At 63.0% G+C, this 17275-nt stretch carries 15 protein-coding genes, 1 pseudogene and 1 riboswitch; of the genes and pseudogenes, 9 read left to right on the plus strand and 7 right to left on the minus strand.

Going from position 1 to position 17275, the window contains the following annotated elements; translation table 11 throughout:
* A pseudogene (locus B7G66_RS13420) lies at positions 1-385 on the minus strand (helicase-related protein); the annotation flags it as partial.
* Between the two features lie 290 nt (positions 386-675).
* Between B7G66_RS13420 and B7G66_RS13430 the strand changes: the two are divergent.
* Entirely contained in the window at positions 676-1554 is an 879-nt protein-coding gene (locus tag B7G66_RS13430; RefSeq protein WP_003618006.1) for a ferredoxin--NADP reductase, read from the plus strand.
* Between the two features lie 343 nt (positions 1555-1897).
* Positions 1898-3295, plus strand: coding sequence for a glutathione-disulfide reductase (gorA, locus tag B7G66_RS13435; RefSeq protein WP_003618009.1), 1398 nt, complete (start codon positions 1898-1900; stop codon positions 3293-3295).
* A gap of 48 nt (positions 3296-3343) precedes the next feature.
* On the opposite strand, the gene B7G66_RS13440 is transcribed toward gorA, so the two are convergent.
* On the minus strand, positions 3344-3694 hold the full coding sequence (locus tag B7G66_RS13440; RefSeq protein ID WP_003618011.1) for a hypothetical protein: 351 nt from the start codon (positions 3692-3694) through the stop codon (positions 3344-3346).
* Between the two features lie 333 nt (positions 3695-4027).
* On the opposite strand from B7G66_RS13440, the gene B7G66_RS13445 reads away from it, so the two are divergent.
* The 4 genes from B7G66_RS13445 to gltX all read left to right on the plus strand — a co-directional run bounded on the left by B7G66_RS13445 (position 4028) and on the right by gltX (position 8549).
* Positions 4028-5431, plus strand: a complete 1404-nt coding sequence (locus tag B7G66_RS13445) for a class II 3-deoxy-7-phosphoheptulonate synthase (protein WP_003618012.1) — start codon at positions 4028-4030, stop codon at positions 5429-5431.
* 35 nt (positions 5432-5466) lie between these two features.
* Positions 5467-6702: a nicotinate phosphoribosyltransferase gene (locus tag B7G66_RS13450; protein ID WP_003618013.1), complete on the plus strand. Its 1236-nt coding sequence runs from the start codon at positions 5467-5469 to the stop codon at positions 6700-6702.
* 59 nt (positions 6703-6761) lie between these two features.
* Positions 6762-7130, plus strand: coding sequence for a hypothetical protein (locus B7G66_RS13455; RefSeq protein WP_040511575.1), 369 nt, complete (start codon positions 6762-6764; stop codon positions 7128-7130).
* An 84-nt stretch (positions 7131-7214) separates the two neighbouring features.
* Entirely contained in the window at positions 7215-8549 is a 1335-nt protein-coding gene (gene gltX, locus B7G66_RS13460; RefSeq protein ID WP_003618015.1) for a glutamate--tRNA ligase, read from the plus strand.
* Between the two features lie 197 nt (positions 8550-8746).
* Here the strand turns inward: gltX and B7G66_RS13465 are convergent, their stop codons facing one another.
* The 4 genes from B7G66_RS13465 to rpsD all read right to left on the minus strand — a co-directional run bounded on the left by B7G66_RS13465 (position 8747) and on the right by rpsD (position 13395).
* Positions 8747-9523: an RNA methyltransferase gene (locus tag B7G66_RS13465; RefSeq protein ID WP_003618018.1), complete on the minus strand. Its 777-nt coding sequence runs from the start codon at positions 9521-9523 to the stop codon at positions 8747-8749.
* Positions 9520-10890 carry a cysteine--tRNA ligase gene (cysS, locus tag B7G66_RS13470; RefSeq protein WP_040510467.1) on the minus strand — a complete coding sequence of 457 codons (1371 nt, stop codon included), beginning with the start codon at positions 10888-10890 and terminating at the stop codon, positions 9520-9522. Before cysS ends, B7G66_RS13465 begins: the two co-directional genes overlap by 4 nt.
* A gap of 80 nt (positions 10891-10970) precedes the next feature.
* On the minus strand, positions 10971-12539 hold the full coding sequence (locus tag B7G66_RS13475) for a peptide chain release factor 3 (RefSeq protein WP_040510468.1): 1569 nt from the start codon (positions 12537-12539) through the stop codon (positions 10971-10973).
* A gap of 238 nt (positions 12540-12777) precedes the next feature.
* Complete coding sequence (rpsD, locus tag B7G66_RS13480; RefSeq protein WP_003618022.1) at positions 12778-13395, minus strand: 30S ribosomal protein S4; 618 nt, start codon at positions 13393-13395, stop codon at positions 12778-12780.
* A 353-nt stretch (positions 13396-13748) separates the two neighbouring features.
* Here rpsD and B7G66_RS13485 point away from each other — a divergent pair, with 353 nt between their 5' ends.
* Positions 13749-14303 (plus strand): HdeD family acid-resistance protein, encoded by a 555-nt coding sequence (locus tag B7G66_RS13485; RefSeq protein ID WP_003618023.1) that lies wholly within the window; start codon positions 13749-13751, stop codon positions 14301-14303.
* A 291-nt stretch (positions 14304-14594) separates the two neighbouring features.
* Positions 14595-14680: riboswitch (ZMP/ZTP riboswitch) on the plus strand.
* 15 nt (positions 14681-14695) lie between these two features.
* Positions 14696-15649, plus strand: a complete 954-nt coding sequence (locus tag B7G66_RS13490) for a DMT family transporter (protein WP_003618025.1) — start codon at positions 14696-14698, stop codon at positions 15647-15649.
* Between the two features lie 27 nt (positions 15650-15676).
* On the opposite strand, the gene B7G66_RS13495 is transcribed toward B7G66_RS13490, so the two are convergent.
* On the minus strand, positions 15677-16441 hold the full coding sequence (locus B7G66_RS13495; RefSeq protein WP_003618026.1) for an NADPH-dependent F420 reductase: 765 nt from the start codon (positions 16439-16441) through the stop codon (positions 15677-15679).
* Between the two features lie 250 nt (positions 16442-16691).
* Between B7G66_RS13495 and B7G66_RS13500 the strand changes: the two genes are divergently transcribed.
* Positions 16692-17030, plus strand: coding sequence for a hypothetical protein (locus B7G66_RS13500; RefSeq protein ID WP_003618027.1), 339 nt, complete (start codon positions 16692-16694; stop codon positions 17028-17030).
* Positions 17031-17275 lie beyond the last annotated feature (245 nt).

Here is a 17275-nt window from a genome sequence, read left to right on the forward strand (position 1 = left end):
CCACCGCCGCGCGCGCGCTGTCGCCCTGATCGCGCAGGCGCGCGCGCAGCACCGGGCGCAGCGCGGCCAGCAGGCGGGCGTCGTCGGGTTCGGGGTCGTCAAGTGTGCTGGCCGCGCTTTCGGCATCGGCACGCGTGACCCAGACCTGCCCCGCGCGGCGGGTCATGTCCATCAGGCGCGATCCCCACGGCTTGCGCCGCAATGTACACAGCGCCGTGCGGAACGTGTCCGCGTCGATATGTTCCGCCCCCGGTTGCAGCAGGCGCGCGATGATGCGCTCCAGCTTCTGGCGTTCGCGGGTTTCCACATTCAGGCCGGTGGCCGCGATGGCCGCGTCCATGGCGATCAGGGCAGGCGCCGCACGGGCGGGAAGATCAGATGTCATGCCTGCCTATGTGCGTCATCCGGGGGCGCACGACAATGTCCCGTACACGGCGAAGGGCACTCAATTCGCGCCCTGGCCCGCGTCGGGTGGGGCGAAAACCGTCCATTGCATGACGGCGGCTGGGTCGCATCAGACGCAATTCTGCTTCCTTCGCGGCGATTTATGCAGGTTTATGCTGGAACACAACGCGTCAGAAGCCTAAACATTCCCGCCTTGGAAAAATTGTCGCCGGACGCATATGACAGGGGAACCTGTCGCGCGTCCGCGTCAGTCGGGAGAATAATGACCTTATGTCGGATACGTTGATCACGCCCGCCGCTGATGCTGTCCCGTCCGGACTGGCGCCGGTGGAGGGGCAGCCGGGTGTTTATCACCTTGCCCCGCCGGTCAAGGAATATGGCCACCTGAACGCGGAAACGGTGTTGACGGTCCATCACTGGACCGATCGCCTGTTTTCCTTCACCACGACGCGCGACCCCGCCCTGCGTTTTGAAAACGGGCAGTTCGCGATGATCGGGATCGAGGTTGAGGGAAAGCCGCTGTTGCGTGCCTACAGCATCGCCAGCGCGAATTACGAGGACAACCTCGAATTCCTGTCCATTGCCGTGCCCGATGGCCCGCTGACCTCGCGCCTGCGTCATGTGAAGGTGGGGGACAAGGTCCTGATCGGGCGCAAGCCGGTGGGGACGCTGCTGCTGGATAACCTGCGTCCGGGCCGCAACCTGTATTTCCTGTCCACGGGCACGGGCCTTGCCCCGTTCATGAGCCTTATCAAGGACCCGGAATGCTATGAGCGGTATGAGCATGTGATCCTGAGCCATACGGTCCGTGTCTCGGGCGAGCTGGCCTATTCCAACCATATCCGCCATGAACTGCCGCAGCACGAGTTCCTTGGCGAGGATGTGTCGGGCAAGCTGCTGTATTACCCCGCCGTCACGCGTGAGCCGTTCGCCGTGACCGATCGCATCACCAAGCTGGTCGAGACGGGCAAGATCTTCACGGATCTCAATATCCCCGAACTGGACCCCGAACATGACCGCGTCATGATCTGCGGTTCGCCGGAGATGCTGGCGGATACGGAGAAAATGCTTCAGGAACGTGGTTTTGACGAGGGCAATAACTCCCGCCCTGGCGCCTATGTCGTTGAAAAGGCATTTGCTGAACGTTGATTGAACGCAGGCCGCGACCTTCCTGCCCGTTGCATGCGATCTGGGGGCGGGAATGGTCGTGGTTATGGCCGGGCATCCTGTGATGCCATGGTGCTCTCCGGTGGCGCGGGCGGGCGCGTGTTGTGTGCACGGCCGTAAAACCCGGCCATGGCTGGGGCTGTGTTAAAAAGCGTCCCGGATGAAAAACATGTTTTCGGATCTGGTCCCGGCCCTGAAAACCGGTGGCGTCTTTCGAGGGTTTTCCGGGAAAAATTTCACCAAAGACTTTCCTGATGATGACAGGATGTTTCCGGGGGCTTTCCCCCGGATCGGTCTTTTCAGGTAACGGGATGCGGCGGTTTCCATGGCGTATGATTTTGATCTGTTTGTGATTGGCGCGGGGTCCGGTGGGGTGCGGTGCGCGCGTATCGCCGCATCCCATGGGGCGCGTGTCGGCGTGGCCGAAAGCAGCCATTGGGGTGGCACCTGCGTCAATCTTGGCTGCGTGCCAAAGAAGCTGATGGTGCAGGCCAGCACATATGGTGCGGATGTGCGCGACAGCCACGGATTCGGCTGGGATACGCAGCCGGGGCATCATGACTGGGCCGCGCTGATCGCCGCCAAGGACCGTGAGATCTCGCGCCTGAATGGCATTTATGTCTCCATGCTGGAAAATGCCGGTGTGCGGTTATTTACCGGCCATGCCCGGCTGGAGGATGCGCATACCCTTTCCATCGGCCCGTCCGCGCTTGATCCCGATGCCGCCCCGCGTCGCATTACGGCACGACGGATCGTGATCGCGGTGGGATCAACGCCGTTCGTCCCCGATCTTCCCGGCATTGAACATGCCATCACCTCCGATCAGGCCTTTCACCTGCCACGCCGCCCGGAACGGGTCTGCATTGTCGGTGGGGGGTATATCGGGGTGGAATTCGCGGGGATCTTTGCGGGGCTGGGGTCCACCGTTGACCTTGTCTACCGCCCGCACCAGCCATTGCGCGGGTTCGATGCCGACCTGCGCGCCGCCCTGCACGAGGCCATCGACCTGCGTGGCATCAGGCAGCATCGCGGCACCACCCCCACCGCGATTGAACGCCGTGCGGATGGCGGTTTTGTCGTCACCCTCAACCATGGCGACCCGATTGAGACGGACTGCGTCTTTTTCGCCACCGGACGGCGACCCAAGGTCGCGCAGCTCGGGCTGGAAGAGGTCGGGGTCAGGACGGTATCGGGCGGGCGGATCGTGGTGGATCGTCACAGCCAGACCTCGGTGGAGGGGATCTATGCCATTGGCGATGTGACCAACCGTCTGAACCTGACGCCGGTTGCGATCGCGGAAGGTCACATCCTTGCGGATCACCTGTTTGCCGACAGCGTGCGTGAATGGTCATTCGCCACGACGCCCAAGGCCGTATTCTTCAGCCCGCCCGCCTCCAGCGTCGGCCTGTCGGAGGAGGAGGCCGCCCGGAATGGCGCGGTGGACATCTATCTCAGCCGTTTTCGCCCCATGCGCAACACCCTGGGCGGCAGCCCGCAGCGTACGGTGATGAAGCTGGTGGTGGATCAGGCCAGCCAGAAGGTCGTGGGGGCGCACATGCTGGGTGATGACGCGCCGGAAATCATGCAGGGACTCGCGATTGCGGTGACGGCCGGGCTGACCAAACAGGACTGGGACCGCACGATCGGCATTCATCCGACCTCGGCCGAGGAATTCGTGACCATGCGCACCCGCACGCGCGAGACGCCGCATACCCCGGCATAGCCGACATCCGTCCGGCCCTTGTGACCCGACGGATGTGCAAAAGGGCAGTTAGCGTGGCGCGACCCAGCCATTGCCGGTGGAATCACCAAGCTGCCCGTCGCCGTTGATGCCGCTGGCCTGATAGGAAGAGCCAAAGCGCGACAGGTCGGTCCCGGTGACGGAATCACGATGGACATGTTCGGCATGGTCGGGGTCGGGACCATGGTTCAGTTCCATCGACGGCGCATCCTGATAACCGGGGGGCAGGTGGCCGCGTTGACCATGGACGGTCATGCGGTCGTTGCTGTTGTCCGATCCGGAATCCTGGTCCGATGATCCGGGGGCGGCGTTGGCGCTGACACTGACCAGGCACAGCCCCGCGGCAAGTGCTGTCATGAGTTTTCCACGCGACATGAGCATGGTTCGGTTTCCTTCCGCTTTCGGCCATTACAATGCCAATTCCCGCCACGCGGCGTAAGTCACGTGGCAGCAGGCCATCCATGTTGATGTGTCATATGGAACGAACCGGGCGATAATGCGACCGTCAATGATGCATTGACCCGCATGATGTGGCGATCGGGCAACGCCATGCGGGACATATAATAACAGCGAATATGCCCCCGGCATAACAAGATGCTTTGCCAGCGGGGGTTTTTTAGACATAAAGGCAACCCCCTGTGGGCAGGCAGGCGGATGGCAGATCCGCGCCCAGGGGTGAATATCGTTTTGACCAGAGGACACAGGACACGACCCATGAGTGCGACGCACATGAAAAACAGCACCGCGCGGCAGAACTGGACGCCCGGAAGCTGGCGGTCGTTTCCCATCAGGCAGGTGCCGACCTATCCCGATCCCACGGCGGTGGAGGCGGTGGAAGAGCGGCTGCGCCGTTACCCGCCGCTGGTGTTCGCAGGTGAAGCGCGCCGCCTGAAATCCCATCTGGCACAGGCCGCGCGGGGGGAGGCGTTCGTCCTGCAGGGTGGGGCCTGTGCCGAAAGTTTCAGTGAATTCACCGCCGACATCGTGCGCGACACCTTCCGCGTGCTGTTGCAGATGGCGGTCGTGCTGACATTCGGCGCCAAGGTCCCGGTCATCAAGCTGGGCCGTATGGCCGGACAGTATGCAAAGCCGCGTTCGTCGGACACCGAAACACGTGATGGCGTGACGTTGCCGTCCTATCGCGGGGACAATATCAACGGCGCGGCGTTCACCGCCGAATCGCGCATTCCCGATCCGTTGCGCATGGAAACCGGATATTTCCAGTCAGCGGGCACGATGAACCTGCTGCGCGCGTTCGCGGGTGGCGGCTATGCCAACCTGCATGAGGTGCATCGCTGGAACCTCGGTTTCGTCGAACGTTCAGCCATGGCGCAGCGGTACGGGCAGCTTGCCGAACGTATTGGCGAAACACTGGACTTCATGGCGGCGTGCGGCCTGACGACCGCGTCAACCCCCCAGCTTGACGAGACGGAGTTCTATACCTCCCACGAGGCGCTGCTGCTGGGGTATGAGCAGGCGATGACACGTATCGATTCGACATCGGGGGAATGGTACGACTGCTCTGCGCATTTCGTATGGATCGGTGACCGCACACGCCAGCCCGATGGCGCGCATGTGGAATTCCTGCGTGGCGTGCGCAACCCGATCGGCATCAAGGTCGGCCCCACCACGGGCATCGAGGACCTGGAGCAGTTGCTCGATATCCTCAACCCCACGGACGAGGCGGGGCGCATCTCGCTCATCTCGCGCATGGGGGCGACAAAGGTGCGCGACCACCTGCCGCAGCTTCTGCGCAAGGTGCAGGCGACGGGACGGACGGTCACATGGCTGTGCGATCCGATGCACGGCAATACCAGTTCGACGACGAATGGGGTAAAGACCCGCTCGTTCGACGCCATCTTGGCGGAAGTAAAGGGCTTTTTCGACGTGTTCGAGGCCGAGGGCGGTTTCCCCGGCGGCGTGCATTTCGAAATGACCGGCCAGAACGTGACGGAGTGCATCGGCGGCGCGCAGTGCCTGACCGAGGATGACCTTGGCGAGCGGTACGAGACATTCTGCGACCCGCGCCTGAACGCCGAGCAGTCGTTGGAAATGGCGTTCCGCCTTGCGGAGGAACTCAAGACCCGCCTGCACCGCGTGCCCGCCGGGGAAAAGTAAAGCCCCGCCACAATGGCGGCATTGACGGAGGAAACATGTCCAGTCCCGACCATGACGCGTCTTCACCCGGGGAGGGCCACGGGGATGGCGGCCTGCCGGGCGGGACATGTGCTTCCCCTCTTTACGGGGTGCCGGATGGTGCGGCCATAACGGCGCGCACCGATGCCTATTTCAACCGCACCCGTGAAATCGTCTCCCATTTCGGGGACTGCACCGTTACCTATGCGCTGTTCCTGCGCCGGCCCGTCGTCTCCGCCCCGCGGCTGATGACCGACTGGCTGATGCAGGTTGCCCGTGCGCGCGGGATTGTGGTCACGTGTGACGTGATATTCCCCGAAGGGACATGGGTGGGCGCGGGGGAACCCCTGGCCTATGTCACGGGGTCGTTCGCCCACCTTGCGGATCTTGAAACCCTGCTGCTGCAACAGTTGGGGCCGGTCTGTGTGGCCGCGCACAATGCGTACCAGATGGCGCTGGCACTGCCGAACGTGCGCTTCATGGCGATGGAGGCGCGGCACTGCGCGGGGTATGAGATGCAGGTACAGATGGCCTATGGCGCGTCTGTCGGCAGCAGGGCGGCGCAGGCCGAAGGTGCGCTGGGTTTCATCGGCGGGGCCAATGACGCCACCGCGCCCTATTTCGACACGGCCTTCGGCCTTGGCACGATGCCGCATGCGCTGATCGGCTATGCCGGGTCCACCCTGCGCGCGGCGGAGATGTTCCATACCGTCTATCCCGATTCGGACCTTGTGGTGCTGGTGGATTATTTCGGGCGGGAACTGACGGATGCGCTGGAGGTCTGTCGCCGGTTTCCAGACCTTGCGGCGGCGGGACGGCTGAGTGTGCGTCTGGATACCCATGGTGGCCGTTTTCTGGAGGGGCTGGACCCGCAGGGATCGTATGCCGCGCTGGAACGCAATACGCCGGGCACGATCCGGCGTTACCGGTCGGACAAGGAGCTGCGCTATCTCGTCGGCACCGGGGTATCGGCCGCCGCGATCTGGCGCATGCGCGAGGTGCTGGACGCTGCGGGCTTCCCACATGTGCGCATCGTCGCATCTTCGGGCTTCAGCGTGGAAAAATGCCTCAGCATGGCGGATGCGCACGCACCGGTGGATGTGATCGGCACGGGGTCGTTCATCCCCGATCGTTGGTCCGAAACCTATGCCACGGCCGATATCGTCGCCTATGACGGGGAACCGCGCGTAAAGGTCGGGCGGGAATTCCTGCTGCGTCATGCGCGCGGGCGCGATACGGTGCGCCATTCCTGACCGGCGGGACGGGGCATTCATGCCCCGGTTCGCCGTTGATTCCAACGAAAGGCCTGATCGTGTCGGAAAACCTATTTGCTCCCGAAGGGGGCTGGCGTGTGCGTATCATCGACCTGTCCGGTGGTGCGGAGGATAATATCGTGGAGGAGGTGGACGGTTTTCCCGACCTGATCCACGCCAATGCCTTTGCCCGTGCCTATGTCCGTGACAGCATCGAACGCTGCCGCAGCGCGGGCCTTTCGCCCAAAGAAGTGCTGCAGGCATGGTTTGCCTATGGCGAGGACGCGGAGGTGCTGGAAGCCGGTGAAAATGGCTGGCGTTCGGCCAATGAACTCGACGATTTTGCCGCCCATCGTGCATCCGCCATGGAACGCGACTGGCGTGCGCTTGACCCCCGCCGGGCGGAAGAGGACGACGACGCGGATTAAGCCCTTTCGCCATATGGCGCGTCCTGGGTGTGATGGTGCATCTGGTGACTGGTTTTTCCCACGCGATCACCGCATAAAGGGCGCATGAAACTCCGTTTTGCGCCCAGTCCGACCGGACTGATCCATGTTGGCAACGCCCGGCAGGCCATCGCCAACGCCCTGTATGCCCGCCATTATGGTGGGCGGTTCCTTCTGCGTATCGATGATACCGACGTGGCACGTTCCAAGGAGGAATATGTCACGGCATTGCAGGCGGACCTGCAATGGCTGGGCATCGAATGGGATGAATTCGTGCGGCAGTCGGACCGGCTGGACCGTTACGCGCTGGCGATTGAACATCTCAAGGCCACCGGGCGGCTGTATCCGTGTTTCGAGAGCGAGCAGGAACTTGCCTCCAAGCGTGAGGCACGGATTCGCGCGCGAAAGCCGCCGATCTATGACCGTGCGATGCTCAAACTGACACCGCAGCAGCGCGCGCAGGCCGAAGCCAATGGGAAGGTGCCGTACTGGCGCTTTCGCCTGTCGGACCGCATGGTGCGCTGGGATGATATGGTGATGGGCGAAAGCCGGGTGAAGCTGCCGTCGATTTCTGATCCCGTGCTGGTCCGCGCGGACGGGACGGTGCTGTATACGCTGGCTTCCGTCGTGGATGATATCGAAACCGGCATCACCCATGTGGTGCGGGGGGAAGACCACGTCACCAATACCGGCGTGCAGATTGATATTGCTGTGGCCCTGGGGGTTGCGGCGGACCATTTCCGCTTTGCCCACCTGCCTTTGCTGCTTGACGAAGGTGGGGGCAAGCTGTCGAAGCGTTTCGATGGCCTGTCGCTGCGTTCCCTGCGTCAGGACGGGATCGAGCCCTCGGCCGTTGTCTCCTACCTTGCCCGGCTGGGCAGTGCGGATGACCCGGAACCGATGTCCTTCGCCGATCAGGCGGCAGGTTATGACCTGTCGCGTGTTTCACGTTCCGCCGCGCGGTTCGACATGCGCCAGCTTCTGGGGCTGAACCGCCGCATCATGCACGCCATGCCGTTCGAGGAGGTGCGCCCACGCCTGCCCGAAGGTGCGACGGAGGCCTTCTGGCTGGCGGTGCGGGGCAATGTGGACATGATTGGCGAACTGCGCCACTGGTGGGATGTGGTGGCCGGGTCCATCGTCCCCCCCGTCATGGAGGCGCAGGAGCGTGACTACCTGCTAAAGGCCGTGGAGCTGCTGCCTGCGGAGCCATGGGATGAACAGACATGGAAGACATGGACCACTGCCCTGAAAGAGGTAACGGGCCGTATGGGCAAGGCCCTGTTCCATCCGTTGCGTCTTGCCCTGACGGGGGAAGAAAAGGGGCCGGAGATGCGCGACCTGCTGCCGTTGATGGGATATGACCGCGTGGCCGGACGCCTGCGGATCGCGGCGCGATAGCCAGAAAGCACGGCACCGCCCCGCCGCCCCGGGGTTTGGCAAGGGACATTGCCCTTTGCCAAACCTGATGGCGGGGGATCAGGCCATGAAATTTGATAAGGTGTTCTGAGACCTTTGGAGGATACCGCCTTTTTTGAAGACAAGGCGGCCGCCGGAAGCTTTTGTTACTTCCCAATCCTATGTTTCAGGATCCCGGATTACTGCTGCCGCGCCTTGCGCCCGCGCGCCAGTTCCGTCACCACTCCATGCAGCGTGCGCAGTTCCTGTTCGGTCACTTCGCCCCGTTCGAAGAAATGACGCAGGTTGCGCACCATGCCGGGGCGCTTCTGCTCATTTCGCAGGAACCCGCATTCGTCAAGATCACCGATCAGGTGACGCATGAAATTATCCAGTTCCCCCTTGGTCGCGACATGGGTTTCGTTGGTCATCAGCTCACGTGGCGGGGTATCGTCCTGCGTCATCCACCATTCATAGGCCATGATCATCACCGCCTGCGCCAGGTTCAGCGACATGAATGCGGGATTGAGCGGATAGCGGATCAGCGCATCGGCGCGGGCCATGTCCTCGTTATCAAGGCCCGCGCGTTCCGGCCCGAACAGCAGTCCCGTGCGCAGCCCCCGGCGCGAGATCGCGCGCAGTTCGGCGGCGCCGCCCCGTGCGGTCATCACCGGCTTGACGATATGGCGCGGGCGCGGACAGGTGGCAAAGACATGGTGCAGGTCGGCCACCGCGTCCCCAACCGTGTCAAACACGGTCGCGGATTCAAGGATACGGTCCGCGCCAGAGGCCGCGCGCCAGGCCCGTTCCTGCGGCCATCCGTCACGTGGCGCGACAAGACGCATGTGGAACAGTCCGCCATTGGCCATGGCGCGTGCGGTCGTACCGATATTTTCGGCCATCTGCGGGCGGACCAGGATGATAACCGGGCTGTTGCCAATGGGGCCGATATCCGCCCCGCCGTCACGTCCGGTCATGCTGTCCTCCATGTCGTGCCGCCGGGCCCGTCTTCCAATGCGATGCCCTGTTGCGCCAGTTCGTCGCGGATGGCGTCGGCGCGGGCGAAATCGCGTGCCTTGCGTGCCGCCAGCCGTTCGTCGATCAGGGCCTGGATCTTTGCCGTGTCAAGCTGCGCATCGCCGCGGAACCATGTGTCGGGCGTACTGCCCAGCAACCCGATCAGTCGTCCGGCCGCCCGCAGGTCGCGCGCGGCCTGCGCATCACCCGCCAGCGCCCGGTTCGCCATGGCATGCATTTCGGCAATGGCCGCAGGTGTGTTAAGATCCTCGCACAGCGCGCGTACGAAAACATCCGGCGGTGGGGTTGTCCCGGCTGCGTCCCCATCGTTCAGCATTGCCAGCGCGCGATAGAACCGGTCGAGCGTCTGGCGTGCATCGTCCAGCCCGTCGCGTGTGAAGTTCAGCACCGAACGGTACTGCGCCCGCAGCAACAGCAGGCGCAGCGCCTCTGCCGGGGTGTCGCGCAGTACATCGCGCACGGTCAGGAAGTTGCCGAGGGACTTCGACATCTTTTCCCCATCCACCAGCAGCATCGCATTATGCACCCAGTGGTTGGCAAAACGCCCGTGCGGATGGCAGCACATGCTTTGCGCGCGTTCGTTTTCATGATGGGGGAACAAAAGGTCCGACCCACCACCATGGATATCGAAACTTTCGCCAAGGTAATGATACGACATGGCGGAACATTCAATGTGCCAGCCCGGACGACCCCGGCCCCATGGGCTGTCCCATCCCGGCGTATCCACGTCAGAGGGTTTCCACAGCACGAAGTCACCCGGCGCGCGCTTGTAATCCGCGACGTCCACCCGCGCGCCCGCCATCAGGTCATCGGCGCTGCGGCCCGACAGCCCGCCATAATCGGAATAATCCGCCACAGAAAACAGGACATGGCCTTCGGCTTCATACGCGTGGCCATTGTCGATCAGTTCGCTGATCATGCGCTGCATCTGTTCGATATGGTGGGTGGCGCGCGGTTCAATGTCGGGTGGCAGGATGGAGACCGCCGCAAGGTCCTGATGGAAATCGTGGATGGTCCGCGCCGTCAGGGCCGTAATGGGTTCGTTGTTTTCGCGCGCGCGCGCATTGATCTTGTCATCCACGTCCGTGATGTTGCGGACATAGGTGACGTGCGGATACAGGTGGCGCAACAGGCGCACCAGCACGTCCGCCGTGACCATCGCGCGCAGGTTGCCGATATGCGCAAGGTCATAGACGGTCGGCCCGCAGTAATAGACACGGACATTTTCAGGGTCGAGCGGCGTGAACGCAACCGTCTTGCGGCTTTTGCTGTCATGCAGGCTCAGGCGGGGCATTGTGTCGGACATGATGCGCCTAGATGCGCCAGACAACGGGCCTGACGCAATACTCTTGTGGGGTGGAAAACAAAGCGGCGGTGGGCGGGCCGTCAGCCGATTTCCTGGCCGATCTGCTTGATGTCGTGAAAGGCGAGTTCGGGTTGCCCTTCCGCCGTGCGCCGCATCATGAACGCCGAAGAGGCAAGGAAGACCGGATCGCCGTCGATATCATCGGCCATGGCGCTGCGGTTGACGCTACAGAACGTCTCCAGCCGTTCGCGCGGGCCCGTGACCCAGCGAGCCAGGTTATAGGGCGTCGATTCGAAACCGATCGACACGCCATATTCCCCCTTCAGCCGCGCCTGAAGCACATCAAGCTGTAGCGTGCCGACCACGCCGACAATCGGGGGGGAGCCGTCCTGCGGCCGGAAAAGCTGCACCACGCCTTCTTCGGCCAGTTCCGTCAGGGCCTGGCGCAGTTTCTTGGCCTTCATCGCATCGTCAAGACGGACACGACGCAGGATTTCCGGTGCGAAATAGGGCACGCCGGTGAAACGCAGGTCCTCGCCCTCGGTCAGGGTGTCGCCAATGCGCAGGGTGCCGTGGTTGGGAATGCCCACCACGTCACCGGCAAAGGCTTCCTCCGCCAACTGGCGGTCGCGGGCGAAAAAGAACTGTGGTGTGTGCAGGGCGAACTGTTTGCCGATACGGACATGCTTGAGCCGCATGCCACGTTGCAGGCGCCCCGAACAGATGCGCGCAAACGCCATGCGGTCGCGATGGTTGGGGTCCATGTTCGCCTGGATCTTGAACACCAGCGCGGTCATCGCCTCTTCATCCGCATGGACGCTGCGGGTTTCGGTTGCCTGGTCGCGCGGCGGCGGCCCGAACGAGGCCAGCGCGTCAAGCAGGTCGGTCACGCCGATTTCCTTCATCGCACTGCCGAAGAATACGGGCGTCAGGTGGCCGGCGTTGAAGCTTTCGAGGTCGAATTCCGGCAAGGCCGCCTGGGCAAGTTCAAGTTCCTCGGCCAACTGGAGCATGCGTGGGTCCGACGGGTCGAGTGTGCTGGTGGTGTGCAGTTCACGGCGGTAGATGTCATAGGTGCCGACGAATTTCGCAGCCCGCCCCACCGGCCAGGTCGCGGGCGAGGTATCAAGCGCCAGCGAGGACGAAATCTCGTCCAGCAGGGCGAAGGGGTCCTGTGCCTCGCGGTCCATCTTGTTGATGAAGGTGACAATGGGAATGTCACGCAGGCGGCAGATCTCGAACAGCTTGCGCGTGCGCGCCTCGATCCCCTTGGCCGCGTCGATCACCATTACCGCCGCGTCAACTGCCGTCAGCGTGCGGTAGGTATCTTCGGAGAAGTCTTCATGGCCCGGCGTGTCGAGCAGGTTGAAGATGCAGTCGCCATATTCGAATGTCATGACCGAGGTCACGACCGAAATGCCGCGATCGCGTTCGATTCCCATCCAGTCCGAACGTGTGCGCCGGCGTTCGCCCTTGGCCCGCACGTTTCCCGCCATCTGGATCGCGCCACCCGCGCGCAGGATGCGTTCGGTCAGCGTGGTCTTGCCCGCGTCGGGATGCGAAATGATGGCGAATGTCCGGCGGCGTGCGATTTCGTGCGCGATGGAGCCGGGTGCGGCAGGCGGGACGGGATCGGCGGCGGCATTCATGTGCATATACCTTCGTGCGTCGCACCATGCGACGGCACGACAGGGGCGCGCACCGCGGGGGCGCGAACGGCAGGCCACGGAAAACCGGGGCAGGCGATGACGGACCAGTATGACAGGGCTCGGTATGACAGGGCCCAGTATGACAGAACCCAGTATGACAAGGCCTACAAACACGGACGCCGGACGTGGAGGCAATGCCCCACGCCCGGCGCCATGACAGCCCGGTTCCGGGTGTGGATCAGCGAGAGTAGAATTCGATGACCAGGTTCGGTTCCATCTGGACCGGATACGGGACATCCGACAGCTTCGCCGTGCGGGTGAAGGTGCCCTTCATCTGGCGATGATCGACTTCCATGTATTCCGGCACTTCGCGTTCGCCGCTCTGCGCTGCGTCAAGCACGATCGCCAGTTGCTTGGACTTTTCACGCACTTCGATCACGTCGCCATCACGCACCAGATAGGACGGGATGTTGACCTTGCGACCGTTGACCGTGATGTGGCCATGGCTGATGAACTGACGTGCCGCGAACGGGGTGATCGCGAACTTCATGCGGTAGACCACCGCATCCAGACGACGTTCCAGCAGGTCGATCAGGTTTTCAGACGTATCGCCCTTGCGACGGACGGCTTCGTCATAATACTTGCGGAACTGCTTTTCGCCGATGTTGCCGTAATAGCCCTTGAGCTTCTGCTTTGCCATCAGCTGGATGGAGAAGTCGGACGGCTTCTGCTTGCGGCGCTGGCCGTGCTGGCCGGGGCCGTATTCGCGCTTGTTGACCGGGGACTTTGCACGGCCCCACAGGTTGACGCCAAGGCGACGGTTAATCTTGTACTTGCTCTCAAGGCGCTTGCTCATTGCGCGCTCTCTTTCTTCATCTGCATGGCGGGCGACCGGCATCGCGCCGGATCTGCCATGCCATGGTGTGGCACCGGTAGGTCCTGTTCCCCATGAACAGGACGGGCGCGTTCCGCATTAACCGGTGCCGGGGGAGCAATAACCCCTGAATGGCCAAGGCACCGGCCGGTCCGTCCACGTTCCCGGCAGTCGGGCGCGTATAGGGGTACGGCGTGGTGATGTCAATTCCCGCGCGGGGCGGATGGTGTAAAAGCCGGTATCATCATGGCCGGGTTGCCTGTTATGTATCAGGCTTTCGGCCCATTGGGCGACCGATCCGCATGATGCGTTCAGGAATTTGAGGGATTTTCACGATGGACACGCCATTTACACAGCGCTGGAGCCTGTTTTGCGGCCTTGGGGTGGTGCTGGTTCTGCTTGGGTTCGTGGCGTGGGTTGACGCCATCACGGTCACGATGGCCAGTACGATCCTGCTGGGGCTGCTGCTGTTTCTTGGGGGGACGGTACAGCTTGTGCATGCTTTTGTCGTGCGGGACTGGGGCGGGCGGCTGATGTCGATTCTCGGCGGTGCGCTCTATATCCTTGGCGGCACGCTGATGATGGAGGAACCTGCCACCGGTTCCATGGTCATTACCATTTTCCTGTCGGCCTGTCTGGTGGTGTCGGGCATCGGACGCATCATCATGGCGATCCAGCAGCGTGGGCTGAGCGGATGGTGGATGATCCTGATGGGGGGCGTCATCAGCCTGCTGGTGGGGGTGGTGCTCTATCTCATGCTACCCTGGTCGGGGCTGTGGCTGATTGGCACGTTCATTGCCGTCGAACTGATTGCAGCGGGCATCGGCTGGGTGCAGTTCGGGCTGGCGCTGCGGCAGGCGGCTTATCTGCCGCCCGGACAGGGTATGTAACGGGCAGGGGATGTATAACGCACAGGGTATGTAGCGTGCGGGATCTGTAACCTGCATCGCGACGGGCCATTTCCGCGCACTGTTTTATATTCCGAAGGAAAAAGCATCACCGGCAGATCCCGGCATGGGGCCAGCCCGTTATCGTGGCGCCCGCCCGCCGTTTTCCTGTCGCCCTGTGATGTACAGCCCCGCCGGGTGATCCGGCGGGGCTTTTTTCATGGGGCATATGCGGTGGGTCATAACTTTATCGCAATGGAATATGGACACGATACCGGCCGGACCCTACGTTGGGGTGGTCCGCATGACTGGCGACATGAGGTGGGTTGACCACCGGGAAGTGTGGATATGGTTCCGCGCCGCTCGCCTGGGCATTCTCCTGTCATGATCGGAGCATGTGCATGTCTGCGACATCCGGCCCCACAATGCCCCGCCTTGTGGGGATTGGCCTGCTGGCGGCCGCGCTGTTTTCCATTACGTTCGTCCTGAACCGTGCCATGAGCCTGGGCGGTGGCCACTGGGTATGGAGTGCGTCGCTGCGTTATGTCGATATGGCGGTGCTGCTGGCCTTGTGGCTCCTGCTGCGGCGTGGTCCTGCCTATCTGGGGGCGGTCCTGCGCCTTTTTCGCGCACGCTTGGGGTTCTGGCTTCTGGCGGGCGGGATCGGGTTTGGCGTTTTCTATGCCTGCTGCTGCTTTGCCGCCGACCATGCGCCGGGATGGATCGTCGCCGCAACGTGGCAGTTGACGATCCTTGCCACCCCGTTCGTGCTGCGTGCATTTGGCGCACGTGTCCCGTTGCATGGCCTGCTGTTCCTGGGCCTGATATTCCTCGGGGTCGTGATCCTGAACCTGCAACGTGTCTCCACCGGGGTGGGGCTGGCGCAGGTCCTCGCTGGTGTTGTGCCCGTCATGGTGGCGGCAATTGCCTATCCCGTGGGGAACCAGCTGCTTAACCGGGCAAGGCATGCGCGGGACAGCGCGGCCGTGCTGTTATGTGACCCGGTGGCGTCTGTCCTGCTGCTGACGTTGGGGGCGTTGCCGGTTTTCATGGTGCTGATCGTCGCCTTCCGGCCCCCACCACCGGGAATGGGGCAGGTGGGGGCGACTGCCGTGATCGCACTGGTCGCAGGATGCCTTGCGACGACATTGTTCCTTTATGCCCGCAACCTGTCGAACGATGCCCTGCGCATCGCGGCGGTGGATGCGACGCAGGCTGCGGAGGTGGGGTTTGCCCTTGTGGGGGAGATGTTCATGCTTGGCATGCCCCCGCCCGACCTGCTGGCCTGGGCGGGCCTGTTGGCCGTGATGGGCGGGCTGGTCGGCTTTACGTTACAGGGCAGGAACTGACGGGGCAGGCGGGGGGATGGCGGCGGCCTATCCGTTGCGGCTGGCGTCGGGCTGTGTCGCGGCGGGCAGGTTCAGGATTTCGCGCAGGTGCGCTGCTGTGGTCGCGGCCTCGAACGCAGGGCCGCCGGGCTGGAACTCCCGCGCGATGGTCAGCGGGCCGACGATCACCGGGTCCATTCCCGCATCCCAGATCAGTCCCTGCACCGTTTCCAGCGCCGCGCGGGAATCGCCCGCCAGCGGGATGCCCAGACGTGGCGGCCTGCGCCATGCCTGGGCGGCGATGGTGGTCATGTCCTCGGAATTGAGGCCGCGGACAACCGCACTGTTGGGAAACAGGTCGCGCGTGGTGATGCCCGCGCCCTGCTGCATCGCCAGCCGTGCGATGCCCCCGTCACGCCAGGAATAGGGGTTGGTGGCGTCGAGGATGACCTTATCCTCGGTATTGCGTCCCAATGTCTGCGCCAGTTGCGGCAGCGCGCCATAGGGCACAGCCAGCACGATGACATCGCCAAACAGCGCCGAATCCGCGGGTGTCCCGGCCCGGGCAAGGGGAAACATTTTTCGTGCAAGGCGCTTTGGCGCGTCCATTCCCCGGGCGGAAAACATGACCTGATGGCCTGCATGCGTCCATAAACGACCCAGCGTTTCCCCCACATGACCTGATCCGATCATCCCGATCCGCATTGGGGCCGTGGCATGACCCCGCCGTACGCGGGCGAGTGGGGATAGCAGTGTCGCGATCCCGGCAAGCGTTCCAAGGGCCATGCGGCGGGTCAGCGGGGAAGAAGACATAAGGAACGGGTACCTGGTCCTGTTAGAAGAAATGCAAATGCCGGTGGAGGGTGCGCAGCCCCGCTCCGCATGGGGTGACGCGCATGGCGCCGGCAGAGTATGCGATGGCCGCGATACCTTTGAAACGAAAAAATCATGTCCCCCGGCCCAGCGGGTGAGGCGATGCCGGGGGATGCTGTTGGTGCTTTGGCGCGGGTCCGCTATATTGCGTCATCTATTTCATGTGTCATGGCCCGCAGGAGAGACGCAGATGCCCGACGCCGACAGTCATGCGGATCATCCCCTGTCCGCCAGCCCACAGTCCGTTGCTGCGGATATCGCGCACGAACAGGCGGTTTCAACGGATGTTCCCGATCCCGGCCCCGTGCCGGGCGCACAGCCCCTGGCCCCAGAAACCCGTGACGCGGCAGGCGATGCCGCCGATGCCGCCGCCGTCGCGACAGGGGGCGCTACGGCCACTGCCGCTGTGCTGCCCGGGATCATGCCGTTCAAGGAACTGCTGCAACTGATGGGGGCGGTTATCTTTGTCATGGTGTTGCTGGCGATTGGCTGGGCCGCTGCACATGCGTCCGGGGTCTGGCCCGAATAAGTGGGTATCTGGAAATAATGGATATGGGAAATACATGACCATGTCCTGCGTCATCCCCCTGGTCGGCGGATGACGTTGCGCGTTGCTTTTGCAGGGGCGGGGAATGCCGCCTTTATTCAAACGTCAGCGCCTTTTGAAGCAAGGCGCTGGTCAGGAACTGTTGTTGTTTCCAAGAGAGTATTTGGAAACAAACCATTGATGAAAAACAGGAAAAGTTTTTGGGTGTCGCCTTTTTTTAAAAAGGC

It is taken from the genome of Novacetimonas hansenii JCM 7643, from assembly GCF_000964405.1.
Classification (GTDB): domain Bacteria; phylum Pseudomonadota; class Alphaproteobacteria; order Acetobacterales; family Acetobacteraceae; genus Novacetimonas; species Novacetimonas hansenii.